Annotated in this window: 24 protein-coding genes, 1 tRNA gene and 1 pseudogene; 23 read left to right on the forward strand and 3 right to left on the reverse strand. The window is 71.5% G+C overall.

The window, feature by feature from the left end; translation table 11 throughout:
- Positions 1–71: 71 nt before the first annotated feature.
- The 12 genes and pseudogenes from D466_RS0106575 to D466_RS24685 all read left to right on the forward strand — a co-directional run.
- A complete protein-coding gene (locus tag D466_RS0106575; RefSeq protein WP_018912920.1) occupies positions 72–1,064 on the forward strand; it encodes a serine/threonine protein kinase in 993 nt (330 codons plus the stop codon).
- Positions 1,065–1,110: 46 nt separating this feature from the next.
- Complete coding sequence (locus D466_RS20850) at positions 1,111–1,302, forward strand: hypothetical protein (protein ID WP_018912921.1); 192 nt, start codon at positions 1,111–1,113, stop codon at positions 1,300–1,302.
- 99 nt (positions 1,303–1,401) lie between these two features.
- On the forward strand, positions 1,402–2,634 hold the full coding sequence (locus D466_RS0106585; protein WP_196803437.1) for an efflux RND transporter periplasmic adaptor subunit: 1,233 nt from the start codon (positions 1,402–1,404) through the stop codon (positions 2,632–2,634).
- A 22-nt stretch (positions 2,635–2,656) separates the two neighbouring features.
- The gene (locus D466_RS0106590) at positions 2,657–4,798 is read left to right on the forward strand and encodes an ABC transporter permease (protein WP_018912923.1); all 2,142 of its coding nucleotides are present in this window, start codon (positions 2,657–2,659) and stop codon (positions 4,796–4,798) included.
- Positions 4,791–6,251, forward strand: coding sequence for an efflux transporter outer membrane subunit (locus D466_RS20855; protein WP_081629850.1), 1,461 nt, complete (start codon positions 4,791–4,793; stop codon positions 6,249–6,251). The genes D466_RS0106590 and D466_RS20855 overlap by 8 nt, the downstream gene beginning before the upstream one ends.
- A 104-nt stretch (positions 6,252–6,355) precedes the next feature.
- On the forward strand, positions 6,356–6,949 hold the full coding sequence (locus D466_RS0106600; protein WP_018912925.1) for a DNA-3-methyladenine glycosylase I: 594 nt from the start codon (positions 6,356–6,358) through the stop codon (positions 6,947–6,949).
- 155 nt (positions 6,950–7,104) lie between these two features.
- On the forward strand, positions 7,105–8,259 hold the full coding sequence (locus D466_RS22690; RefSeq protein ID WP_018912926.1) for an HD-GYP domain-containing protein: 1,155 nt from the start codon (positions 7,105–7,107) through the stop codon (positions 8,257–8,259).
- A 92-nt stretch (positions 8,260–8,351) separates the two neighbouring features.
- Complete coding sequence (locus tag D466_RS0106610; protein WP_018912927.1) at positions 8,352–9,470, forward strand: enoyl-CoA hydratase/isomerase family protein; 1,119 nt, start codon at positions 8,352–8,354, stop codon at positions 9,468–9,470.
- A 288-nt stretch (positions 9,471–9,758) separates the two neighbouring features.
- Entirely contained in the window at positions 9,759–10,088 is a 330-nt protein-coding gene (locus D466_RS20865) for a DUF2282 domain-containing protein (protein WP_018912928.1), read from the forward strand.
- Positions 10,089–10,099: 11 nt separating this feature from the next.
- A complete protein-coding gene (locus D466_RS0106620) occupies positions 10,100–11,026 on the forward strand; it encodes a DUF692 domain-containing protein (protein ID WP_018912929.1) in 927 nt (308 codons plus the stop codon).
- A gap of 95 nt (positions 11,027–11,121) precedes the next feature.
- A complete protein-coding gene (locus D466_RS22695; protein WP_369759405.1) occupies positions 11,122–11,886 on the forward strand; it encodes a putative DNA-binding domain-containing protein in 765 nt (254 codons plus the stop codon).
- 164 nt (positions 11,887–12,050) lie between these two features.
- Positions 12,051–12,629, forward strand: a pseudogene (locus D466_RS24685) (iron-containing redox enzyme family protein); the annotation flags it as partial.
- A gap of 23 nt (positions 12,630–12,652) precedes the next feature.
- On the opposite strand, the gene D466_RS0106635 reads toward D466_RS24685, so the two are convergent.
- Complete coding sequence (locus D466_RS0106635; protein ID WP_018912933.1) at positions 12,653–13,162, reverse strand: DoxX family protein; 510 nt, start codon at positions 13,160–13,162, stop codon at positions 12,653–12,655.
- A 148-nt stretch (positions 13,163–13,310) separates the two neighbouring features.
- On the opposite strand from D466_RS0106635, the gene D466_RS0106640 reads away from it, so the two are divergent.
- The 8 genes from D466_RS0106640 (at position 13,311) to D466_RS0106675 (ending at position 19,430) form a co-directional block, all read left to right on the forward strand.
- Positions 13,311–13,907 (forward strand): sigma-70 family RNA polymerase sigma factor, encoded by a 597-nt coding sequence (locus tag D466_RS0106640; protein ID WP_018912934.1) that lies wholly within the window; start codon positions 13,311–13,313, stop codon positions 13,905–13,907.
- Positions 13,904–14,122 (forward strand): zf-HC2 domain-containing protein, encoded by a 219-nt coding sequence (locus D466_RS0106645; RefSeq protein ID WP_018912935.1) that lies wholly within the window; start codon positions 13,904–13,906, stop codon positions 14,120–14,122. The genes D466_RS0106640 and D466_RS0106645 overlap by 4 nt, the downstream gene beginning before the upstream one ends.
- Positions 14,123–14,231: 109 nt before the next feature.
- Entirely contained in the window at positions 14,232–14,696 is a 465-nt protein-coding gene (locus D466_RS0106650) for a (2Fe-2S)-binding protein (protein WP_018912936.1), read from the forward strand.
- 1 nt (position 14,697) lies between these two features.
- Positions 14,698–16,908, forward strand: coding sequence for a xanthine dehydrogenase family protein molybdopterin-binding subunit (locus D466_RS0106655; RefSeq protein ID WP_018912937.1), 2,211 nt, complete (start codon positions 14,698–14,700; stop codon positions 16,906–16,908).
- Between the two features lie 123 nt (positions 16,909–17,031).
- Positions 17,032–17,487, forward strand: a complete 456-nt coding sequence (locus D466_RS0106660) for a YeeE/YedE family protein (protein WP_018912938.1) — start codon at positions 17,032–17,034, stop codon at positions 17,485–17,487.
- Positions 17,488–17,509: 22 nt separating this feature from the next.
- Positions 17,510–17,989: a DUF6691 family protein gene (locus D466_RS0106665; protein ID WP_018912939.1), complete on the forward strand. Its 480-nt coding sequence runs from the start codon at positions 17,510–17,512 to the stop codon at positions 17,987–17,989.
- A gap of 43 nt (positions 17,990–18,032) precedes the next feature.
- Positions 18,033–19,310, forward strand: a complete 1,278-nt coding sequence (locus D466_RS20875) for a DUF4010 domain-containing protein (protein ID WP_018912940.1) — start codon at positions 18,033–18,035, stop codon at positions 19,308–19,310.
- Positions 19,311–19,353: 43 nt separating this feature from the next.
- Positions 19,354–19,430: transfer RNA gene (locus tag D466_RS0106675), tRNA-Asp, on the forward strand.
- A gap of 184 nt (positions 19,431–19,614) precedes the next feature.
- Here the strand turns inward: D466_RS0106675 and D466_RS0106680 are convergent.
- Positions 19,615–19,977, reverse strand: coding sequence for a Fic family protein (locus tag D466_RS0106680; protein WP_231385673.1), 363 nt, complete (start codon positions 19,975–19,977; stop codon positions 19,615–19,617).
- Between the two features lie 96 nt (positions 19,978–20,073).
- Here D466_RS0106680 and istA point away from each other — a divergent pair, with 96 nt between their 5' ends.
- Together istA and istB are read left to right on the forward strand one after the other, a co-directional pair.
- On the forward strand, positions 20,074–21,663 hold the full coding sequence (gene istA, locus D466_RS0106685) for an IS21 family transposase (RefSeq protein ID WP_026284974.1): 1,590 nt from the start codon (positions 20,074–20,076) through the stop codon (positions 21,661–21,663).
- Positions 21,650–22,417, forward strand: a complete 768-nt coding sequence (istB, locus tag D466_RS0106690) for an IS21-like element helper ATPase IstB (RefSeq protein ID WP_018912943.1) — start codon at positions 21,650–21,652, stop codon at positions 22,415–22,417. The genes istA and istB overlap by 14 nt, the downstream gene beginning before the upstream one ends.
- On the opposite strand, the gene D466_RS0106695 is transcribed toward istB, so the two are convergent.
- The gene (locus D466_RS0106695; protein WP_018912944.1) at positions 22,395–23,705 is read right to left on the reverse strand and encodes a hypothetical protein; all 1,311 of its coding nucleotides are present in this window, start codon (positions 23,703–23,705) and stop codon (positions 22,395–22,397) included. The genes istB and D466_RS0106695 overlap by 23 nt on opposite strands.
- Before the next feature lie 154 nt (positions 23,706–23,859).
- On the opposite strand from D466_RS0106695, the gene D466_RS0106700 reads away from it, so the two are divergent.
- Positions 23,860–24,918 carry an asparaginase gene (locus D466_RS0106700; protein ID WP_026284975.1) on the forward strand — a complete coding sequence of 353 codons (1,059 nt, stop codon included), beginning with the start codon at positions 23,860–23,862 and terminating at the stop codon, positions 24,916–24,918.
- Positions 24,919–24,941 lie beyond the last annotated feature (23 nt).

Raw genomic sequence — 24,941 nt, forward strand, 5'->3', positions numbered from 1 at the left:
CAACGCGCGGCGGGCCGAGGGCGGGCGGGCGCGTACACTGCGCCCGCCCGCCCTCGTTTTCGCGCCGTTTCGTGACCACCGACAGCCTCGACACCCCCTACGCCGACCTCGGCCCCGACGCCGTGCTCGACGCCGTGGAAAGTGTCGGCCCGCGCTGCGACGGCCGCCTGCTGCAGCTCAACAGTTTCGAGAACCGCGTGTTCCAGCTCGGGCTGGAGGAGGGCGGAAGCTGCATCGCCAAGTTCTACCGCCCGGGGCGCTGGAGCGACCCGGCCATCCTGGAGGAGCACGCCTTCAGCCTGGACCTGGCGCAGCGGGAGATTCCCGTGGTGCCGCCGAAGGTCCTGCACGGCGCCACGCTGCATCATCACGGCAAGCACCGTTTCGCGCTGTTCGAGCGCCAGGGCGGGCGTACGCCGGAGATCGAGCAGGAGCCGGTGCTCGAGCGCATCGGACGGTTCCTTGGGCGCATCCACGCGCTGGGCGCCGAAGCCGGCTATGCGCACCGCGCCCCGCTGGAGCCGCGGGTGTTCGGCGTCGAGTCGCGGGACTTCCTGCTGCAGGGCGACTGGATCCCGCCCGAACTGCGCGAGGCCTGGAGTTCCATCGCCGAGCTGGCGCTGCAGGGGGTGTGGCAGGCCTGGGGCGCGGCCGGCGAGCCGCGCATGCTGCGCGTGCACGCCGACTGCCACGCCGGCAACCTGCTGTGGACGGACGACGGCCCGCATTTCGTCGATTTCGACGACAGCCGCTGCGCTCCCGCGGTGCAGGATCTGTGGATGTTGCTGGGCGGAGACCCGCAGGACATGCGCCACCAGCTCGACGCGCTGCTGCGCGGCTACGAGATGTTCCGCGCCTTCGACCGGCGCGAACTGCGCCTGGTGGAGGCGCTGCGCACCCTGCGCCTGCTGCATTACAGCGCGTGGATCGCTCGCCGCTGGCAGGATCCGGCCTTTCCGGCGGCCTTTCCCTGGTTCGGCAGCGCGCGTTATTGGCAGGACCGCATCCTGGAACTGCGCGAGCAGGTGGCGTTGATGCAGGATCCTCCGCTGCTTGCAGCATGAAGTTACGAGTACGGGCGGGACCGATGCCTAGAATCGGGCGTCCGCCATGTACTCCCTGATTCTCTCCACGCTCGCCTATCCCCTAGTCGCCTGGTGGCTGCACCGGCGCCTGGAGGACTGGCTCGATCCCGGCATGGTGCGCAAGATGCTGGTGTTCCTGCTCGCCAGCATCGCCTGCTGGATGCTCGGCAGCGCCATCGACTGGATGTTTCCAGCGCAGGCCATCCACCTGCTCTGAGCCCTTGGCGCCACGCATCGCCGCGGCGCTGACCTGGGTCAACGCGCGGGCGCCGCGCCGGAGCTAGAAACGGGGCATGTGCAATCGCGGGAGCTTCCCGTGTCCGTTTCCCCTGGAGTCTCGCCGCGCGCCGGCCATGGCCGTGCGCGCTCCCTGCGCATGGCCGCGGCCCTTGCCGCGCTCGTGCTGGCGGGCGTGGCGGGCGTGGCCTGGTGGGCCGCGCGGCGCCAGCCCGCCGTGCAGTACCTGACGGCGCCGGTCTCGCGCGGCGACGTCACGCGCAGCGTCCACGCCACCGGCACCGTCAACCCGGTGCTCACCGTGCTCGTCGGCTCCTACGTGTCGGGGGTGATCCAGTCGCAGTCCTGCGATTTCAACACCCGCGTGCACAAGGGGCAGCTGTGCGCGCGCATCGACCCGCGGCCCTACCAGACGGTGGTGGACGAGAACGTGGCGCAGCTCGCGGTGGCGCGCGCCCAGCTGGACAAGGATCGCGCCGCACTGGACTACGCGCGCATCAACGAGCGCCGCCAGACCTCGCTGATCGGGCGCGGCGTGGTCTCGCAGGACGTGGTGGATGCCGCGCGCAACGCCCTGGCCCAGGCCCGTGCGCAAATCAGCCTGGACCAGGCCGCGGTGCGCGAGCGCGAGGCCGCGCTGGAAGCGGCGCGGGTCAACCTGGGTTACACCGACATCGTCTCCCCGGTCGACGGCACCGTGGTCTCGCGCAACGTGACCATCGGGCAGACCGTGGCGGCGAGCTTCCAGACGCCGACGCTGTTCCTCATCGCCACCGACCTCACCCGCATGCAGGTGGACACCAACGTCAGCGAAAGCGACATCGGCAGCGTGCACGACGCGGACCCCGCGCGCTTCACCGTGGAGGCCTACCCGGGGCAGCCCTTCGAGGCCCGCGTGGTGCAGGTGCGCCAGGCGCCGCAGGCGGTGCAGAACGTCATCACCTACGACGTCGTGCTCGGGGTGGACAACGCCGCGCTGCGGCTCAAGCCGGGCATGACGGCGACCGTGGACATCGTCACCGAGCAGCGCCGCGGCGTGCTGCGCGTACCCGATCAGGCGCTGCGCTTCGAGCCGGGCGCGCTCGTCGCGCCGCAGGCCCCCGAGCGCAAGCAAGGTTCCGGCGCGCGGGTCTGGGTGCTGCGCGAGGGCAAGCCCGTGGCCGTGCCGCTGCGCATCGGGCTGGACGACGACAGCTACGCCGAGGTGTTGGGCGGGCAGCTTCGCCAGGGCGACGCCGTGATCGTGGGCGAGCAGCGTGGCGCGTCGGGCGCCGGGGCCCGCGCCGGCACCTCGCTGCGCCTGGGTCTGTAGCGGCGCGCGGGCGGGGGCGGCGATGGGCGAGGCGCTGATCGAGCTGCGGGGGGTGTCGCGGGTCTACGTGGCCGGCGACACCGAGCTGCGCGCGCTGGACGGCGTGGACCTGCGGGTCGAGCGCGGCGAGTTCGTCGCCATCATGGGCTCCTCGGGCTCGGGCAAGTCCACCCTGATGCACCTGTGCGGTTGTCTGGACCGGCCCAGTTCCGGAAGCTACCTGCTCGACGGCCTGGACGTGGCGCGCCTGGACGAGCCGAGCCTGGCGCGCATCCGCGGCGAACGCATCGGCTTCGTGTTCCAGAGCTTCAACCTGCTGGCGCGCACCCGGGCGCTGGACAACGTGGCGCTGCCCCTGCTGTACGCCACGGCCGGTCCGGTGCCGCGCGCCGAACGGCTGCGCCGCGCCCGTGAATCCCTGGCCCGCCTGGGCCTGGGCGGGCGCGAGGGCAACACGCCGGGCCAGCTCTCAGGAGGCCAGCAGCAGCGCGTGGCCATCGCCCGGGCCCTGATCAACCGCCCGGCGCTGCTGCTGGCCGACGAGCCCACGGGCAACCTGGACACCCGCACCTCCCACGAGATCATGCGCACCTTGCGCCAGCTCAACGCCGAACAGGGGGTGACGGTGATCGTGGTGACCCACGAGAGCGACGTGGCAGCCTATGCCGGGCGCATCATCACCATGCGCGACGGGCGCATCGTCGACGACCGCGTGAACCCCGCGCCCACCGAGGTCGCCGAGGCCGGCGCGGCGCCCGCGGCGGGGGTCGCGCCGCGCGCGGGGGCGGCGGCGGGTACGGCCGCGCTGGCCGGTGCGGGCTTCGCCGGCATGATCGTGGCGGCCGCGGCGCAGGCCATCACGCGCAACAAGATGCGCTCGGCGCTGACCATGCTCGGCGTGTTCATCGGCGTGGCGGCGCTGATCGTGATGGTGGCCGTGGGGCAGGGTGCGAATGCGGCGGTGCGCAAGCAGATCGAGAGCCTGGGCACCAACCTGCTGGTGATCATGCCCGGCGCGACCACGCGGGCCGGGGTGCGCGCCGGCTTCGGCAGCGCCTCCACGCTGACCGAGGCCGACGCGCGCGCGCTGCGTCGCGAGGACCCGGCGGTGGCGCGCACCGCGTACATGATCCGCCAGCTCGGCCAGGTGCAGTACGGCGGCAACAACTGGAGCACCAGCATCCAGGGTGTGACCCCCGACTACCTGTCGATGACCAACTGGCGCATCCAGCGCGGACGCGCGCTGCAGGAGCCCGACCAGGCCTCGGCGTCGATGGTGGCGGTGATCGGCCAGACGGTGGCGCGCGAGCTGTTCGGGCCCTACGCGAACCCGATCGGCGCCAACATCCTGGTCAAGGGTTTCAGCGTGCGCGTGGTCGGACTGCTCGAGCCCAAGGGGCAGACACCCTACGGCCAGGACCAGGACGACCTGATCATGCTGCCCTTCAGCGCCGCGCAGCGCAAGGTGCTCGGCGTGGCCGCGCCCAGCCAGGCGCAGACCGTGGCGGTGACCGCGCTGGGCGGCGCCAGCGTGCCGGTGAACAACACGGCGGCGGCCTTCCCCGCGCCGCCCAACCCCTTCAACATCCCGCCGCGCCTGACCGGCTACGTGAACGTGATCTTCGTGCAGGCGGCGAGCCCCGAGCTGGTGGACGCGGCCATGCGCCAGGTCACCCAGACCCTGCGCCGCCGGCACCACGTCGCCGAGGGGGATACCGCGGATTTCTCGGTGCGCAACCTGAGCCAGATCGCCGAGACCGCGCAAAGCTCCTCCGCGGTGATGGCCCTGCTGCTCGCGGTGGTGGCGTCGATCTCCCTGCTGGTGGGCGGCATCGGCATCATGAACATCCTGCTCGTGTCGGTGACCGAGCGCACGCGCGAGATCGGCTTGCGCATGGCCATCGGCGCGCGCCGCCTGCATGTGCTGCTGCAATTCCTCGCGGAGGCCATCTTCCTCAGCGCCACGGGCGGCCTGGCCGGCATCGCCTGCGGGGTCGGAGTGTCGGCGGCCGTGTCCGCGCTGGCCCACTGGCCGACCCTGCTTTCGCCCGCAGCCATGGCCGGGGGATTCGGCTTCGCGGCGGCGGTGGGCGTGTTCTTCGGCTTCTACCCGGCGCGCAAGGCCTCGCGCCTGGACCCCATCGAGGCCCTGCGCTATGAATAGCCCCCGAGTCCGCAAGGGCAGCCCGCGCGGGCCGCGCGCGGGCCCCGCCCGGCTGCCGGCGGCCGTCCGGGTGCTGGCCGCGAGCCTGCTGCTCGGCGGCTGCACCGTGGGTCCCGACTTCCAGGCTCCGAGCGCTCCCGCGGAGGCCGCCTACACGCCGCGCCCGGTCGTGCTGGCGGCGGCCGGCTCGGCGCCGGCGCAGCGCCTGCAGGCCGGCGCCGCCTTGCCGCGGCAGTGGTGGAGCGCCTTCGGCGACGAGGGCCTCGACGCCACCGTGCGCCTGGCGCTGGCCGACAGCCCCACCCTGGGGCAGGCGGCGGCCACGCTGGCACAGGCCCGCGAGCAGGTGCAGGTCGCGCGCGGCGCGGCCTGGCCCTGGCTGGACCTGCAGGCCTCGGGAACCCGCGCCAGCTCGCAGGCCGGCGCGGGCGCCGCCGAGCAGTACAGCGCCGGGCCGCTGGTGAGCTTCGCTCCCGACGTATTCGGCGGCACGCGCCGGCGCATCGAGCAGCAGCAGGCGCTGGCCGAGGTGCAGGCCGAGCAGCTCGACGCGCTGCGCCTGGCCCTGAGCGGACAGGTGGTGGGCCAGGCCATCGCGAGCGCCTCGGCGCGCGAACAACTCCTCGGCCTGCGGGAGATTCTCGACTCCGACCGTTCCAACCTGGAACTGGTGGAGCTGGCTCGCGCGGCGGGCCGCGCCTCGGGCGCCGACGTGGCTGCCGCGCAGGCCCAGCTCGCCGCGGACCAGGCGCTCGAACCCGCGCTGCGCCAGCAGCTGGCGGCGGCGCAAGACACGCTGGCCCTGCTGGTCGGGCGTGGTGCCGGCGCCTGGCAGGCGCCGCCCTTCGAGCTGTCCGCCCTGCGCCTGCCCGGCGAGCTGAGCCTGGTGGTGCCTTCGCGCCTGGTGCGCCAGCGGCCCGACATCCGCGCCGCCGAGGCGCAGTTGCACGCGGCCAGTGCCGCCATCGGCGTGGCCGAGGCGGATCTGTACCCCAGCGTGGCGCTGGACGCGAACTGGAACCTGCAGTCGGCCAGCCTGGGCACGCTGCTGTCGGGCGGCCAGGGCTGGGGCCTGTCGGCGGCGCTCGGCGCGCCCTTGTGGCATGGCGGGGCGCTGCGCGCGCAGCGCCGCGCCGCGCAGCAGGCCTTCGAAGCCCAGCTGCAGGCCTACCGGCAGACCGTGCTGCAGGCCTTCGCGCAGGTGGCCGATGTGCTGCAGGCCCTGCAGCACGACGCGCAGGCCGTGCAGGCGCAGCGCCTGGCGCTGGCCAGCGCCGCCGATTCGCTGCGCATGGCGCGCGAAGCCTACGCGGCGGGTGCGGGCAGCCTGCTGCAGGTGCTGGCCGCCCAGCGTGCCTTCGCCCAGGCGCGCATCGGCGACGCCCAGGCCCGCGCCCGCCAACTGGGCGACAGCGCGCAATGGTTCACCGTGATGGGTGCGGTGCCGCGCTGAGCTGCCATGAAGCCGCGCCGGGGCCGGGCCGGGCGGCGGGCCGTGGCCCGGCGTGGCATCATTGGCCTTCGCCGCGCCCGCGCGGAGCCTGCCGGAGCCCCGCCGTGTCCACCAGGACCCCAGCCCCCTTCCAGGCCGATGGCCGCCCCCGCTGCGCCTGGGCCCTGGGCAGCCCCTCGCTGTGCGCCTACCACGACGCCGAGTGGGGCGTGCCCCAGCGCGACTCGCGCATGCTGTGGGAAATGCTCATGCTCGAAGGCTTCCAGGCCGGCTTGTCGTGGGATGTGGTGTTGCGCAAGCGCGAGGCCTTCCGCCGCGCCTTCGCGGGCTTCGATCCCAGGCGCGTGGCCGCCTTCGGCGAGGCGCAGGTGCAAGGCCTGCTGGGGGATGCCGGGATCGTGCGCTCGCGCGCGAAGATCCTGGCCACCATCGACGGCGCGCGCGTGTGGTGCGCGATGCACGATCGCGGCGAGGACTTCGCCGACTGGTGCTGGCGCTTCGTGGACGGGCGGCCGCTGCGCGGCGACGGCGTGCACGTGCCGGCGAGCACGCCGCTGAGCGAGCGCGTGTCGGGCGAGCTCAAGCGCCTGGGCTTTCGCTTTGTCGGGCCCACCATCGCCTACGCCTGGATGCAGGCGGTGGGCATGGTCGACGACCATGCCCTGGGCTGCGCATGGCGTCGCGACAAAACCGGTTGAGAGCCGGCTCACCCTGTTTCAAATCAAGAACATTTGACCCGTTCGAGGATTTGTTCCGGATTCCGGGTCTGCGGATCCCCGCGCTCGCCTTTATGCTCTTGCCTTGCACCGCGGGTGCGGAGCACACCCTTTCCTGCAAGGAACCTTCCCGGCACATGAACCAGACGGTGGACTTCGCGGCGCAGGCCGATGACGCAGTGGCCGCGCGCCTGTACATGCAGCGTGTCGCGGACGGCCTGGCGGCCGTCGAGCGCATGCGCGGCAAGGTGGCGCAACTGCTGCTCGCGCAAAGCCTGGACGCCTCCTGGCTGGAGCGCATCGGCCAGTCCGTCGACGACCTGATGCAGCTCGCGCGCGAGTACCCGGACCTGAGCCTGTATTTCCTGCTCAACGAGAAGGTCAACAACCCGGCGCAATACAGCGCCCTGCATTCGGTGTGCTGCGCCACCATGGTGGCGCTGGGCGCCGCCTGGCTGGGCTGGCCCGAGGAGGAACTGCGTGGCGTGGCCGGCGCGGCGCTGACCATGAACGTGGCGATGGGCGAGTTGCAGGACCGGCTCGCGCGCCAGCTCGAGCCGCCCACCATGGGGCAGCGCGAGGTCATTCGCCACCACGCCGAGCGCGGCGCGCAGGCGTTGGAGAAGATCGGGGTCAGCGACCCGCTGTGGCTGCAGGCCGTGCGGGAACACCATCTCGTGCACGACGACGGCGACGCCGACAGCCTGGAGCCGGGACAGCGCGCGGCCGAGTTGCTGCGCCGGGTCGACGTGTACGCGGCCAAGCTGAGCTCGCGGCGCACCCGCCAGGCCCTGACGCCGGCGCTGGCGGCCCGGGGCGCGCTGATGGGGCCCGCCGACCATCCCGACGCCATGGGGGCGACCCTGCTGCGCGTGCTGGGCCTGTACCCGCCGGGAACCTATGTCGAAATGGCCGACGGAGAGCTCGGCGTGGTGATCGAGCGCGGCAACCGCGCGCACACCCCGCTGGTGGCCAGCCTGCGCAGGGGCGACGGCCGGGTCCTGCTGGTGCCCCAGGCACGCGACACCGCCGTGCGGGGCCATGCGGTGCGCCGTGGCGTGGACGCGGCCGCGGTGCAGGTTCGCCCCGGCCACCAGCTGGTGCTCAAGGCCAGGCTGCAGCTCGGACTGCCGGCGGTGATGCTTGCGCCGGCCCCGGCCCCGGCGGCGGATGCCGATGCGGCGGAGCTCGAGCCCGCGGAGCTTCCCGCGGACGGCTACGCCGCGGGCGACGTCGGCGACCTGGGCGAAGCGCCCGAGGGCTCCGGCACCGGGCCGGATTCCCTGCAGTAGCCGCGGGCGGATCCCGCGCCTGGGCCAGCTTGCACGGCCCGGCAGCGCATGGGCTTCGCTAACATGCCGCGCCGCAAGCTCCGGAGACCTCGTTGAACACCCAGCCCCAGCCCGCATCCGCCGCGCCCGCGGCATCCGTACTGGCCGAGCGCCATGGGCGCGTCGGACTGCTCACCCTCAACCGTCCGCAGGCGCTGAACGCACTGGACCTGCAGGCCGTGCGCAGCCTCGACGCCGCGCTGCGCGCATGGGCCGCCGACCCCGGGATCGTCGGCGTGGTGCTGCGCGGCGCATCCCGCGAGGGGCGCCCGACCGCCCTGTGCGCGGGCGGCGACCTGAAGTTCTTCCACCGCGCGGCGCTGGCCGGCGACCCCGAGCTCGACGCCTTCTTCACCGAGGAATACGCGCTCAACCACCTGATCCACCGCTACCCCAAGCCCTACGTGGCGTTGATGGACGGCATCGTCATGGGCGGAGGCATGGGCATCAGCCAGGGCGCCGCGCTGCGCGTGCTCAGCGAGCGCTCCGCGCTGGCCATGCCCGAGGCCAACATCGGGTTGTTTCCCGACGTGGGCGGCGGTTGGTTCCTGGCGCGCTGCCCCGGGCGCCTGGGCGAGTACCTGGCCCTGAGCGGCCACACCCTGCACGCGAGCGACGCCATCGCCTGCGGCCTGGGCGACGTGCTGGTGGACTCCGCGGATCTGCCCGGCCTGTGCGAGCGCCTGCTGGGCGCGCGCGAGGCGCGCGAACTTCACGACATCGTCGCCGGCGCCGCGCGTGCGGTCCCGGCGTCGCCGCTGCTGCAGCAGCGCGAGCTCGTCGACCGCCATTTCTCGCGGCCCGACCTGGCCTCGGTCATGGCCTCGCTGCGCGCCGACGCGGGGGCCTTCGCGCAGCAAACGCTGAGCGCGCTGGGCCGGCATTCGCCGATGATGATGGCGGTCTCCCTGGAACTGGTGCGCCGCGCGCGGAGCATGGGTCTGGCCGACGAACTGCGCATGGAGCGCGACGTCATGCATCACTGCTTCCACCCGGCCGGCGGCGGGCACGGCGATGCGCTCGAAGGCATCCGCGCGCTGGTGATCGACAAGGATCGACGGCCGCGCTGGAAGCCGGCGGCGGTCGAGGAGATCGGAGCGGGGGCCGAGCAGGCCTACTTCGTCAGCCCCTGGACCCCCGAGTCCCACCCGCTGGCGGCCCTGCAGGACTGAGGCTGCGAAGCCGGGTTCGGGCGCCTGCCGGGTTCAGGCGCTCGCGCGCCGGCGCGATGCGCAGCCAGGGCGGGGCGGCCCATGGGGGCGATGCGGCGGAGGGAGGGCCGGAGGTGGACATGCCGGCCATGCCAGTGATGGCCTGCCGGTTACGAGTGGTTGCATCTTCGCGCGCGGGTGCGCTGTCAGGAAAGCCCGCGCGGCCGCGACCAAGCCGGCGTGGAGTGCATGCGATTCCCGTCTGCACGTTGAACCACCTTTGCAAAACATCGACAGGAGTCCGAGATCATGAACAAGCGTCAACTCGTCCAAGCCGCCGCCGCCGCCTCGCTGCTGGCCCTCGGATCGCTGGGAGCCGCCGGCGCGGCGCATGCCGACACGCTGGGCAAGTGCTTCGGCGTGGCCACGGCCGGCCACAACGATTGCGCCGGGCTGTCGGGGCTGCACTCGTGCAAGGGCACGGCCAACATGAACTACAACCCCGGCGATTTCGTCGTGGAATCCGCCGGCACCTGCGCCAAGATGGGCGGGCTTGACATGGCGCAGGCCAAGGCCGTGCTCACCGACCCGGCGAAGACCAAGGCCTTCGAGGCGACGATGGCCAAGCACATGATGTGAGGCCCGGGCAGATGCGTACTCCGCGACCCTCGCCGACCGCCACGCACGGCCTGCCGCCCCTGGCGGCCGGCATCGGGCTGCGCCATGCGCACTACGCCCAGGTGGCGCGCGAACGTCCCGAGCTGGGTTTCGTCGAGGTGCATTCGGAGAACTTCTTCTGCCCCGACGACGCGGCCGCGCAGGTGCTCCGGCACATGCGCGGCCTGTATCCGGTGAGCCTGCACGGCGTGGGCCTGGCGCTGGGTTCGGCCTGCGGCGTGGACCCGCGCCACCTCGAGCAACTGGCCGCGCTGGTGGAACGCATCGAGCCGGCGCGCGTGTCCGACCATGCATGCTTCGCCCGCGCGCCGCTGGGCGCGCGCGGCGTGGCGCATGCCAACGATCTGCTTCCGCTGGCTTTCACGCGCGCCCAGCTGCGCCTGCTGGAGTCCAACGTGCAGCAGGTGCAGGAGCGCCTGCGCCGCCCGATCCTGCTGGAGAACCTGAGCAGTTACATCGAGTTCCGCGATTGCGAGATGCCCGAGCCGGAATTCTTCGCCGAGCTGGCGCGAAGCAGCGGCTGCGGGCTGCTGCTGGACGTGAACAACCTGATGGTCAATGCGCGCAACCGCGGCGCCGAGTCGCCGCTGCACGAGGTCTGCGATTGGCTGGACGCACTGGCGCACGCCGGTGCGGGCGCCAGCGTGGGGGAGATCCACCTGGCCGGTCACAGCCTGCAGTACGGCCTGGTGATCGACGACCACGGCAGCGCCGTGTCGCCGCAGGTGTGGAGCGCCTACGAGCACGCGCTGCGCCTGCTCGGGCCGGTTCCGACCCTGGTCGAATGGGACACGGCGATTCCCGAACTGCCGGTGCTGCTCGACGAGGCGGCCCAGGCGCGCGCACGCCTGGCCGAGGCGGTGCGCGGGGTTGTTCCACAAGAGGGGAGCCTGGCATGAATCCGTCCGCGCGCGACGCGCGAGCCGGGGACGATGCGCGGGAGGCGCCCGCGGGCGAAGCGGGCGCCGAATGCGAACGGGCCCTGCAAACGGAAATGCGGCGCCAGCAGGCGCTGCTGCGCGCGTTGTTCGATCCGCGCGCGGCCCTGCCGGCCGCCGCCGAACTGCGCGTGGACGCCAGCCGCCTGGCCTGGCAGGCCGGGCTGGACGCCATGCGCGGCAACGCGCGCTCGCACGCCGAGCGCGCGTTGCTGGCGCAATTCCCCACGCTGCAGGCCATGCTCGGCGAGGCGCAGATGCGCGCGCTGTGCGCGGCCTACTGGCGCGCGCGCCCGCCGCGCGCCGGCGACCTGGCCGGCATCGGTGCCGAACTACCCGACTACCTGGGGCGCCTGCGCCGCCTGCGCGCATGGCCCTGGCTGCGCGACTGCGCGCGCCTGGACTGGGCCGTGTGGCAACTGCAATACGCGAGGCCCGCGCGCCTGGGCGCGCAGGACCTGCAGGCCCTGGCGCTGCACGACCCGGCCCGTTTGCGCCTGCGCCCGGCCGCCGGCGTGAGCGAGCTGGATTCGCGCTGGCCGGTGGCCCGGCTCTGGCTGCTGCACCGCAGCCCCGGCGCGGACGGCGAAGCCCTGCGCCGCGCACTGGAGCAAGGCGCGCAATGCGCCTGGGCCTGGCGCGGCCCCGAGGGCGTGCAATGCGAGGCGCTGGACGCCGCGCAACGCCGCTGGGTGCGCGCGCTGCGCCGCGGCGCCAGCGTGGCCTCGGCCCTGCGCAGCGCCGGGCCGGGCTGGGATTTCGCGGCTTGGCTGCAGCGGGCCGTGCGCGAGGCCTGGCTCGACGGCGTCGAGGCCTGCTAGCGAACTTCGGCGCGGCGGCGGGGTCCAACAGCCACGCGCCGGCACGGCGCGCATCGCACGAGGAGCTCTTCGCCATGACAGACCACGTTGCCCCCGCGGTCCAGGAACTGCTGGACGGCGTCCACCGCCATCCGGCCCTGGACAACGATTTCTACGCCCTCTGGATGGGGCAGCCCCTGGGTTTCGAGGACCTGAGGACCTTTGCCAGGAATTACCTGGGCCGGATCTCGCAGACCCCGGCCGTGATTGCTCTGACCATCCTGGGGGTGCAGGACACCGAGGTGCGCGCGCGGGTTTCCGGCACGCTGTACACCGAACTGGGCTGCGCCGACGCCGAACATGCCCACCTCAAGCTGCTCGAGCACTACCTGACGGACCTGCTGAGCCGCGTGGGCGGACGCAGCTTCACGCTCGGTGAACTGCAGCGCGCTCCGCTGCTCGCCTGCACGCAAGCCTTCTCCGCGGCCCAGCGCGTGCTCTACACCTCGGAGCATCCCTGTGGCATCCTGGGCGCCCATCTCGCGCAGGAGTGGCTTGCCTACCCGATGCTGGCGAAGCTGTACGAGGGCGCGCGCCTCTACATGCCGCTGTATCCCTCCATCGAAAGCTTCCACGAGCATGCCGAGTACTTCCACGCGCACATCGGCGCGACGGAGAAGGCCCACCGGCGCGAGGCGCTGCTCGCGGCGAGTCGGCTATGCAGGACACCGAAGGACTGGGCCGAACTGGCCGGCTCCATCGAGCGGGTCCTGCACATCACCGCGGATTACTGGGCGGGCATGTTCCGCGCGCTGCGCGCATCCGCCGCGCGCCGCAGCCAGGCGTCGACGGACCAGCTGCCCGGGCCCCACAAGGCCACCGATGCGATCAGCGAGCCCCAGATGTAGTGCAGCTCGATGGCGGCCGGCTGCAGCGCGTACATGTACGACAGCAGTGCCACCGCGTTGACCACGAACAGCCCGGTGGCGGCGAAGCGCCCGCCCAGGCCCAGCGCCACGAAGGGCGGCAGCAGCAGTTCGCCTGCGCTGCCCACCAGCGCCGCGGCCAGCGGCGGCAGCAGCAGCACGTGGAATTCGTTCTGGTACAGCCACACCGTGCCCTGCCAGTTGGACAGGGTCTGCAGCCCGGAATGGAAGAACACGTAGGACACGTACAGGCGCGCGGCCAGCAGCGCGGGCGCGCGCAGCGCGTCCAGCACGCGGCTGGCCAGGCGCCAGCCCTGCAGCGGCAGGCGCAGCAGTGCGGATGGGGGGTGGCGGGGCAGGGAAGCGGACATCGGCGGTCTCCTCGGGGTGGGCGCGGCACCATGCCGCGATGCCCCTTGGTCGCGCGGCGCGCCGCTTCCTGACACGGCTGCGGCGCAGCCCTGCGAGCTGTGGAAGAATCCGGGCAGGCGCAACCCGTCCGCAGCCTGCCCACCGACCATGAGCGTTCCCGAACCCAGCAGCGCCAGTCCCGAGCAGCAGGCCCAATGGCTGGAGCGCATCGAGGCCCTGCGCCCGACGCTGATGCGCCTGGCCCTGCTGCAGCTGCGCAACCGTGCCTGGGCCGAGGACGCGGTGTCGGAAGCGCTGCTGGCGGCCATCGAGGGGCTGCCGCGCTTCGGCGCGCGCGCCCAGGTGCAGACCTGGGTGGTGGGCATTCTCAAGCACAAGGTGCTGGACCAGCTGCGCCAGCGCCAGCGCGAGCAGCAGTTCGAGGACGGCTCCGACGAGGAGGACCCCACCGAGCACATGTTCCTCGCCGACGGGCATTTCGCGCAGGCCCCGCAGGTGTGGAACGCCCCCTCCGAGGTGCTGCGCCAGAAGCAGTTCCTGGAAGTGCTGGAAGCCTGCATGGACCTGCTGCCCGGCAAGCTCGGGCGCGTGTTCCTGATGCGCGAGTGGCTGGAACTCGGCACCGACGAGATCTGTCAGGAACTGGGCTTCACCCCGACCAACGTATGGCAGATGCTGTCCCGCGCACGGCTGCGTCTGCGCGAATGCCTGCAACTGCGCTGGTTCGGTGAGTCGAGATCATGAGTTTCAAGCCCTTCCGCACATGCCGTGAGGTCACCGCACTGGTGATCGCGCGGGAGGACCGCGCGCTGAGCCTGCGCGAGCGCGCGATCATCCGCGCGCATTTCCTGATCTGCCAGGCCTGCCCGATTTTCGAGCGCCAGGTGCTGGGCATGCGCGAGGCGCTGGGGGCCTGGCGCAACTACCGCGACGGCGCGGAGCCCGGCGAAGGCGCCTGAGGCACCTGGCGTTACAAGATTTCACGTTTGCGCGGCTCCGCGCAAGAATTCCCAGTTGTTCTTAGGATTCTCGAAGTTTGCGCCTGATGCGCAGCCGAGGGAGAACAACATGATCGAATTCACCGTCAACGGGAAGCCGCAATCCCTGGACCTCAGCCCCGACACGCCGCTGCTGTGGGCGATCCGGGACCATCTGCACCTGACCGGCACCAAGTTCGGCTGCGGCATCGCCGAATGCGGCGCCTGCACCGTGCACCTGGACGGCAACGCCGTGCGCTCCTGCCAGATTCCCCTGTCCTCCGTGCAGGGCATGCGCGTGACCACCATCGAAGGCCTGCAGACCCGCGAGGCCAAGGCCGTGCGCAGCGCCTGGGTGGCGCACCAGGTGCCGCAATGCGGCTACTGCCAGTCGGGCCAGATCATGTCGGCCAGCGCCCTGCTCAAGCAGACGCCCAAGCCCAGCGATGCCGACATCGACGCCTTCATGTCCGGCAACATCTGCCGCTGCGGAACCTATCCGCGCATCCGCGCCGCCATCCACGACGCCGCGCACGCGCTCGGCCAGGAGTCCTGAAATGGCCGACGATCTGCTCGACATGGCGCCCGAGACCGCCTCGCGCCGCGCCTTCCTCAAGACCTCGGCGCTGGCCGGCGGCGGGCTGGTCCTGGGCTTGATGCTGCCCACCGCCTCGCGCGTGGCGCAGGCCGCCGCCGCGGCGCCCCTGTTCAACCCCCTGGCCGAGCCGGGGGCCTTCTCGCCCAACGCCTACGTGCGCGTGGGCAGCGACGACCAGGTCACGCTGGTGGTCGACAAGTCCGAGATGGGCCAGGGCGTGATGACCGCGCTGCCCATGCTGCTGGCGGAGGAGATGGACGCCGACTGGCCGCGCGTGCGCCTGCTGCAGGCGGGCGCGCACGAGGCCTACAAGAACACCCTGCTGGGCATGCAGGCCACCGGGGGCAGCACCAGCGTGCGCAGCTCCTGGCTGCCGCTGCGCCGCGCCGGCGCCACCGCGCGCGCGATGTTGGTGCAGGCGGCGGCGCAGCGCTGGCAGGTGGACGCGGCGGCCTGCAGCGTCGAGGCCGGCGTGGTGCGCGGCCCCGGCGGGCGCCAGGCGCGCTTCGGGGAACTCGCCGAGGATGCGGCGCGGCTTCCCGTGCCGGCGCAGGTGCGCCTGAAGGACCCGAAGGATTTCCGGCTGGTCGGGCGCCCGCTGGCGCGCGTGGACGTGCCCGAGAAGACCACCGGCCAGGCGGTGTTCGGCCTGGACATGCAGATCCCCGGCATGCTCATCGCCAGCGTGGCCCAGCCGCCGGCCTTCGGCGCCACCGTGCGCGGCTTCGACGACTCCGCGGCGCGCGCCATTCCCGGCGTGCACTCGGTGCACCGCATCAGCGACGGCGTGGCGGTGCTGGCGCAGGACTTCTGGACCGCGCGCAAGGGGCGCGACGCGCTGAAGATCGACTGGAACCCGGGTCCCAACGCGGCGCTCGACGACGCCGGCATCATGGCCCTGTTCCGCAAGGCCGGCGAACAGCCCGGCGCCGTGGCCTGGAAGGTGGGCGAGGGCGAGGCCGCGCTGGCGCCGGCCGCGGCGGCCGCGGGCGCCAAGGCGCTGCACGCCGAGTACGCGCTGCCCTTCCTGGCGCACGCGACCATGGAGCCGATGAACTGCACCGCCTTCGTGCAGAAGGATCGCGTGGACATCTGGGGCCCCACGCAGGCGCAGACCATGAACCAGCTGGTCGCCGGCAAGATCGCCGGGCTGCCGCCGCATGCGGTGCACGTGCACACCACGCTGCTGGGCGGGGGCTTCGGCCGGCGCTTCGAGCAGGACTTCGTGGCCCAGGCGGTGGAACTGTCCAAGGCCAGCGGCAAGCCCGTGAAGGTGGTGTGGACCCGCGAGGACGACACCCGGCACGACTTCTACCGCCCGGCCAACCTGCACCGGCTGCACGCCGTGCTCGATCACGACGGCAGGCTGCAGGCCTGGACCCACCAGATCGTGGGCCCGTCGATCTTCTCCCGCGTGTTCCCGCAGTACGTGAAGGACGGCATCGACGACACCTCGGTGCAGGGCGCCGTCAAGCTGCCTTACGCGATGCCCAACGCGCAGACCCGCTACGTGCTGTGCAACACCCCGGTGCCGGTGGGCTTCTGGCGCTCGGTGGGGCATTCCATCACCGCCTTCACCGTCGAATCCTTCATCGACGAGCTCGCCCATGCCGCGGGGGCCGACCCCTACCGCTTCCGGCGCGAGCTGCTGGTGCACGGCGACCAGCGCGCACTGGGCACGCTGGACGTGGCGGCGCGCGAGGCCGGCTGGGGCAAGGCGCTGCCGGCCGGGCATTTCCACGGCATCGCCATGCACGAGTCCTTCGGCAGCTACGTCACCGAGGTGGCCGAGGTGTCGGTGGACGCGCAGGGGCAGGTGCGGGTGCATCGCGTGACCTGCGCGGTGGACTGCGGCCAGGTGGTCAACCCCGACATCGTCACCGCGCAGATCCAGAGCGCGGTGGTGTACGGGCTGACCGCGGCGCTGTACGACCGCATCGACCTGCACGCGGGCGGGGTGGTGCAGGGCAACTTCGACAAGTACCGCATGCTGCGCATGGACAGCGCGCCGCGGGTCGACGTGCACATCCTGCCCAGCACGCAGGCGCCCGGCGGCCTGGGCGAGCCGGGCACTCCGCCCATCGCGCCGGCCGTGGCCAACGCGGTGTTCGCCGCCACGGGCAAGCGCCTGCGCGAACTGCCGCTGCGCCCTGACCTGCTGAAGACCTGAGCCTCCGGACGCAACCGGCCCTCGCGGGGGTCGGTTGCCAACCCCCGGACAAATACTGATAGAAGTATATGTATCCGGGCCCCGACAATGCCGCATGTCCAGGCAGCCGGGGAGCCGCGCCACATGTCCTTCGTCATCGAGTGGAGCCATCTGCACCCGCTTGCTGCCCTCGGCGGCGGGGTGCTGATCGGCACGGCCGCGGGGCTGTTCGCGCTGGCCGCGGGAAAGATCATGGGCTGCAGCGGCATCGCCGGTGCCATGCTGCACGACGCCGTGTACGGCGTGCGAGCCCAGGCCTGGCGCGCCTGGTTCATGGGCGGCGTGCTGCTCGGCGGCCTGCTGTGGCTGGCGCTGGGCCGCGGCTTTCCCGGGGCGGCGCACGCCCTTCCGGCGGCGCTGGTGCTGCCGGCGGGGCTGCTCACCGGCTTCGGCACCCGCCTGGGCTCGGGCTGCACCAGCGGCCACGGCGTCTGCGGCATCCCGCGGCTGGCGCCGCGCTCGCTGCTCGCGGTGGGCTTGTTCATGGCCAGCGGCATGCTTACCGTCTTCGTGATCCGCCACGCCGGAGCGCTGCTGTGAGCCCGATGCGCGGGGAGCCGCGATGAAGGGCGCCGCCATCAGCAAGCGCGCCGTCAACCTGGTGGCGCTGGCTTCCGGCACCCTGTTCGGCCTCGGGCTCATGCTCTGCGGCATGGTCGACCCCGATCGAGTGCTGGGCTTCCTGGACGTGACAGGGCGCTGGGACCCGACCCTGCTGCTGGTCATGGGCGGGGCGGTGTGCGCCGCGGCGGTGCCGATCCGCCTGGCCATGCGCCGGGGCAGGCCGCTGCTGGGCGGCATGCTGGAGTTTCCGAGCCAGCGCGCGATCACCCCGCGCCTGGTCGCGGGCAGCGTGATGTTCGGAGTCGGCTGGGGCCTGTGCGGAGTCTGTCCCGGCCCCGCCTTGCTCAACCTGCTGAGCCTGCGCGCCGACCGCTGGGGCTTTTTCGCCTGCATGCTCGCCGGCATGGCGCTGTTCGACCTCTGGAACCGGCGCGGAGCCGGCGCCACGGGCGGCGCGGGCGCTCGGGTGCGACCTTGATCCGCGGGGCTTGCCGCCGCGCGCGGCGCGGCGAGAATGTGCCATGGATTCGAGTCTCGGCGATCTCCTGCATTGGGTGGCGGCCCTCGGGGCCGGCCTGCTGATCGGCGTCGAACGCGAGCGCAGCCACCCGGACGAGCAGGCCAGCGCCGGCCTGCGCAGTTTCGCGCTGGCCGCGCTGGCCGGCGCGGCGGCGGCCAGCCTGGGCGCGGCCGCGCTGGTCGCCGTCGTGCTGGCGGTGGCGGCGCTGGCCGTGGCCGGCTACCTGCGCAGCCGCGACAACGACCCCGGCATCACCACCGAGATCGCCTTGCTGCTGTGCGTGCTGCTGGGCGCCCTGGCCATGCGCCAGGCGGCGCTGTCCTCGGCGCTGGCCGTGCTGGTCGCCGTGCTGCTGGCCGCCAAGGCACGCCTGCACGGTTTCGTGCGCTCCGTGCTCAGCGAGCAGGAACTGCAGCACGGCCTGCTGCTGGCGGCCTCGGCGCTGGTGGTGCTTCCGCTGCTGCCCAACCGTGCGCTGCCCGCGCTGGGCGGGCTCAACCCCCATGTGCTGTGGACCCTGGCCGTGCTGTTGATGGCCATCCAGACCCTCGGGCACGTCGCCTTGCGCTGGCTGGGCCCCGTACGCGGCCTGGCGCTGACGGGGCTTCTGGGCGGCTTCGTCTCCAGCACCGCCACCATCGCGGCGATGGCGCGGCGCGCGCGCGAACATCCCGGCTGGTTCGAGGCCTGCCTGGCGGGCGCCTTGTGGTCCAACGTGTCCACCGTGGTGCAACTCGGCGTCATGACCGCCGTGGTGGCGCCCGGCCTGCTGGCCCGGCTGGCGCCGGCGCTGCTGCTGGCCGGAGCCGTCACCCTCGCCGCGGGGTGGTGGAGCGCGCGCCTGGCGCGGCGCGGCGGCCAGGCCGCGCCGGCGGCGGCGGCCGTGGCCGGGCGCCCCTTCAGCCCGCGTGCCGCGCTGTTGTTCGCCGCCGCGGTCGGCGCCATGCTGTTCGTGGCCGAGCAGGCCTACCGGCGCTTCGGCGGCAGCGGGGTGCTGGTGGCGACCGCGCTGGCCGGCCTGGCCGATGCCCATTCCTCGTCGGTCTCGGCGCTGCAACTGCACGCCGGCGGCGCCCTCTCGGCCGGGCTGGCAGCCGTCTGCGTGGGCGCCGCCTTCAGCACCAACGCGCTGAGCAAGACGGTGGCCGCGGCCTCGGGGGGCAGCGCCCGCTTCACCTGGCTGCTGGCCGCCTCGCAGCTGGCGATGGTGCTGGGTTTCTGGGTGGGGCTCGCCTCGGCGCTGTGGTTCCCGCGCGTATTGACAGGCGGCGGCGCATGACGCACAATCTCTGCTTTCGCTCGCGGAATACTGCAAAGCGAATGGAGTGGTAGTTCAGTTGGTTAGAATACCGGCCTGTCACGCCGGGGGTCGCGGGTTCGAGTCCCGTCCACTCCGCCAGAGATTCAAGCGAAATCAACCGCTTGCAAAAAAAGCCCGACGATCGCAGTCGGGCTTTTTTTCGTCCTTTTTCGTCCTGGAAGGCGCGCCTTGGAGTGGCAGAGCAGCAAGGGCGGTCGGCGCGGGACATGGCGAGACTTGAAATGTCATCGCGAGTGGAGCAGACGTGGAGCGGGATGCTCAGCTACCCGTGGCCGACAAGTTCCGCGAGGAGCTCCGCAAAAGGCCTGATATCTCGTTCGACGCTCGCCGCTTCCAGGGCGTTCATGTAGCGAGTCCGCTGCGCGAGGGGAACGACGGTCCATGGATAACCGCCCGAGGCGAGCATCGCATTCATCAAGAAGCGCCCCATCCGTCCATTGCCGTCAAAGTACGGGTGGATATTCACGAAGAAGAAGTGTCCGAGAACCACGCGCACGGACGGCTCGCTTTCCTCGCGCAGGAGATCGAAAAAGGCGGGCATCAGCTCGCGCACGGCTTCGCTACCCCTGATGGCCACCCAAACTGCTCCACCTGTGGCCAGGTCAAACTGCTCCACCCTGGCCACGGCGATCTGACGCGTTGAGCGCGGCGTCGCCGTAGCCGGAGGTCACACCGGCAGGACGTTACTTTCTGTCCCCTTGCACGTCTCGGGGACCCACAGGTGAACGTCTTGAAGCCACATCTCCAAACCACGATCTGGACCTTGCTGGGCAAGGGCGCGACGCAGCGAGAGATAGCGCGCATCACCGGCATCTCGCGCCACACGATCCGCGCCTACCAGCAGCGCTTTGCCGCCGAGCCGCCAAACTGCTCCACCCTGGCCACCGACCCAGAGGAACAAACTGCTCCACCGCGGCCACCGACTCCGGCGCCCGCCACGGTCTCGGCGTGTGAGCCGCACCGCACCTTCATCGAGGCGCAGCTGCGCCTGCAGCGCAACGCCATGGCGATCTACCAGGACCTGGTTGACCAGTTCGCCTTCGCCGGCGCGTACAACTCGGTCAAGCGCTTCGTCGCCCGGCTGAGGCACCGCGCACCCGAGCAGTTCGACCGCCTGAGCTTCCAGCCCGGCGAGGAGATGCAGGTCGACTACGGCGAGGGCGCCCCCACGCTCGTACCCGGCACCGACCGCTATCGCCGGCCTCGGCTGTTCGTGGCCACGCTGCGCTACTCGCGCGCCAGCTTCCGGCGCGTGGTGTGGAAGTCCAGCCAGCAGGTCTGGGCCGAGCTGCACGAGCAGGCATGGCGGTACTTCGGCGGCTCGTGCCGCTACGCCGTGCTCGACAACCTCAAGGAAGGCGTCATCAAGCCCGACCTGTACGAGCCCCAGCTCAACGCGGTGTACGCGGCCACCCTGGCGCATTACGGCGTCGTCGCCGACCCGGCGCGCGTGCGCGATCCCAACCGCAAAGGCACGGTCGAACACGCCATCGGCCACACCCAGGCCACGGCCCTGAAGGGCCGCCACTTCGCCTCGATCGAGGAGCAGAACACTTTCCTCGATCACTGGGAGCGCACGTGGGCGGCCACGCGCATCCACGGCACCGAGCGCCGCCAGGTGCAGGCCATGTTCGAGCAGGAGCGGCCCCTGTTGCAGCCGCTGCCGGTCCTGGGCATGCAGTACTTCAAGGACGAGGAGCGCACCGTCTACGACGACTCCTGTGTGCGCGTCGACCACAGCAGCTACGCGGCGCGCCCGGCGCCGATCGGCTCCAAGGTCCTGGTGCGCATCTTTGCGCGCCGCATCGAGATCCGCGAGCTGGCCACCCAGGTGCTGCTGCGCAGCCACGCGAAGGCCGAGCGTCCAGGCACCGTCGTGCTGCCGGCTGACGAGCGCGTGTTTAACCCCTCGCGCGAGACCCGCCGCATCCTCGTCCAGGCCCGCGCCATCGGCCCCGACACCTCGCGCCTGTGCGAGTTGCTGTTCGCCATTGAGGGCCGGGTCGGTCAGCGCAAGCTCTGGGGCATCGTCGGCCTGGCCGGGCGCTATCCCAAGCGCCTCATCGACACCGCCTGTGCCACCGCCATCGACGATGGCCTGTACAGCTACCGCCACGTCAAGGCGCTGACCGAGCGGCTCGTTGCCGCCGCGCTGGCGGCCCTGGATATGCCGCCGCAGGCCGAGTTGGACCTGGCCCAGGAACACCCCCTGATCCGCCCCGGCGACGACTACGCCGAGCTGTTCGCGCGCGGCGCCGCGCAGGCCCACGACCCGACCCCCTCAAGGAGCTTCACCCATGACCATGAATGAGATCGAACGCGCGCTGCGCGAGCTGCGCCTCTCGGGCATCGCCGACACGCTGAGCACCCGGCTGATGCAGGCCCAGTGCAATCAGGAACCGTTCCTGGAGACCTTCGCCTGCATGCTGCAGGACGAGCTCGACCGCCGCCGCTCGCGCCTGCTTGAGCGCCGCTTCAAGCACTCGCGCCTGGACGAGCGCCTGGGCCTGGCCGACTTCGACTGGCGCTTCAACCCCAAGCTGCCGCGCCAGGCCTGCTTCGAGCTGCACGCACTGAAGTTCATCGCCGAGGGCGCCAACGCCATGATCATCGGCAGGCCGGGCACCGGCAAGAGCCACGTCGCCAAGGCCGTGGCTTACCAGGCCACGCTGCAGGGCTACGACGTGCGCTACGTCGAGGCCGACACCGAGTTCGCCCACTTCACCCTGGCCAGTCCGGCCGAGCAGGCCTCGCTGCTGCGCGCCTGGGTCGAGCCCGACCTGCTCGTGCTCGACGACCTGTTCCTGGCCCGCCGCATCTGCGACGCCGCCGCCGAGTTGCTGCAGACCGTGGTCCACCAGCGCTACAAGCATCGTCGCTCCATCGTCGTCACCTCCAACCGCGTCGTGCAGGACTGGGGCAAGTACCTCGGCGACGCCACCATGGCCACCACCATCCTCGACCGCCTCATGCACCGCGCCGCCATGCTCGAGTTCGAGGGCAAGAGCTACAGGCTCAAGGAGGCCGCCTCACGCATCGCCCTCAGCCCCACCGCCGACGCATAATCCACACGTCCTGCCTGGAGCAGTTTGGGTGGCCATAGGTGGAGCAGTTTGAGGTGGCCATCGGGGCGCTACGCGGCGGCACGTGCATCGACTGACGGATGAATACCGGGCCGTTGCGATAGCCCGCAAGGTCGGCAGGTTTCAGAAGACCCGCTGTCACGCTGGGACCGAACATCTCCCGATACCAGGTGCCGTGGTCGGCTTGCGCTGCTTCGCCTGCGTTTCCTCCCTGCAATATCCGGTTGAGCGTGTCCTTGACTTTCTGGAAGGCCTGCCAGTAACCGCGCGCCGCAAGCGCGTCCTGATGCTCGCGGTCTGTGTCCTTGTCAGGGTTCCAGTTGCCGGATCGCACGCGCTCGATCAGTTCAGCGCTGACCCTGTATCCCTCAATCGAGAGGGAGTTGTAGGCATCGGTCGCATAGGCATCTTCGACCTTGTTCAGATAGGCTGCGACATCTCCAGGCAGACCCGGCGCGGGGGGGAAGCGCTCCAGCACGGTTCCTCGCATCTCGGCCCACGACATGCGCAGGCGGTTGACAACGGGCGATGTCTCCCGCTGTCCGATAGCGATGGGCGGTCGGTCGGCGAAGGGATCGGTCTCGTTGACGGTATAGCCCGCCGCCTTCATGGTCGCGGTGATCGACTCCGCGATCTGGTCGCGCCCGATGTTGCGGAAAGCCCCGGCAAGTCGTCCCGCAATGCTGCTATGGCCGCCATCGAGCAGGCGGCCAAGCACATCGGAGCCGTCGGCCACCATGGCAAGCGCAGCGCGCATTTCGATGGGGTGCGCCGCGAAGTGTCCCGGCGCGCAGGCAACCAGCGCAGCAGGCAAGCGCATCACCCGTAAGCCGTCGATGATCTGGATGTCCCCTGGCTTTGGGACCTCAAGGCGGAGATCAAAAATCGACGTGTCGTGCAGCAGCCCGGTCGGTTTGTTGCCCCCGCGTGTTGCGCGGACGAGAAGTTGGCGCGGAACGTTCCAGTTGCCAGTGTGCAAGGCGATGGAATGCTCTGCACCAAGGCACCAGTCTTGTCCGAAGCGCTCGCTCAGGTAGGCCGCGCAGAACGGCCAGAAGCACGCGTACCAGTCAGTACTCTCGCCCGCAGGGCCAGAGGGCCGGACAGGGATGTACCAGCCCTTCATGACCTCGCGGATGAAGCCGTTCTTGAGCAGGCGTTCGCGATGGACGCGTGACAGGTAGGACGCCCGGATCGCGACAGCCTTTGCGTCCTGAAGCGCCTTCAGGGCATCGAGCGACTGAGCGAGTTTGTCGGTGGGCGTTGCCATCGTCCAGGGAATCCTGTCTTGTTTTATTTAGGTTTTTATGTTGTACATTTTTTAGGTTTTTATGTCAAGAGATCTCTAGGTATAGTGAGGCGCACGAGCGGAGCGGGCGGGTCCGATCCCTCGTCCGACGCAAACCCGAACCTGGATGGAGCCCATGGACATGCAAGGTGTCGCCGCGGTGAGCTACCGCGGTGCAGCGATCGAGAACCGGCATCTCGCGCACATCGCGGTGGTCGATGCGGGCGGGCGTCTGCTGTACGGTTTCGGCGACCCCGAGCGGGTCACGTTGGCGCGTTCCGCGGCCAAGCCGGCGCAGGCCGCGGCGATCGTCGAAACCGGCGCGCTCGAGCATTTCGGATTCGACGAGGCCGATCTGGCGCTCATGTGCGCCTCGCACAGCAGCGAGCAGCGCCACATCGAGCGTACCCGGAACATGCTCGCCAGGCTGCACGCCGACGAGTCGGCGCTGCGCTGCGGGCCCCACCCGTCGCTGTCCGACGCGGTGCAGCGCGACTGGATCCGCCACGATTTCGTGCCGACCCCGGCGTGCAGCAACTGCTCGGGCAAGCATGTCGGCATGCTCGCCGGCGCCATGCTGCTCGGCGGCGACGCCGCCGACTACCACGAGGCCGGCCACCCGATGCAGCAGCGCGTGCGCCGCACCGTCGCCGCCCTGTGCGAACTGCCGCCCGAACAGGTGCTGTGGGGTATCGACGGCTGCAACCTGCCGACGCCGGCCTTCGCGCTCGACCGGCTCGCCAGGCTCTATGCCGGGCTGGCCGACGCCGCGGATGCCGCGGACGCCGCGCCAGGCTCCACGTCCGGCTCCACGCTGGCGCGCATCTACCACGCGATGACCCGCCACCCGGAACTCGTCGCGGGCGAGGGCCGCTACTGCACCGAGCTGATGCGCGCCTACGAGGGCGCGCTCGTGGGCAAGCTCGGCGCCGACGGCTGCTACGGCATCGGGGTGCGAGCCTCGGCGCGCACCCGTGAACTCGGCGCCGACGGAGCCTTGGGGCTCGCGGTGAAAATCGAGGACGGCCGCGTCGACATGCTCTACATGATCGTGTCCGAGGTGCTCGCGCGCCTGGGCCTGGGCAGCCAGGCACAGCGCGAGCGGCTGGCCGCTTTCCACGAGCCGCCGCTGCGCAACACCCGCGGCGTCGAGGTCGGCCACCGCAGTTTCCCCTTCGAGCTGCGCCCGGCCTGAGTCGGGCCTGCGTCCGCCCCCGG

The organism is Thiomonas sp. FB-6 (genome assembly GCF_000377645.1).
GTDB lineage: Bacteria > Pseudomonadota > Gammaproteobacteria > Burkholderiales > Burkholderiaceae_C > Thiomonas_A.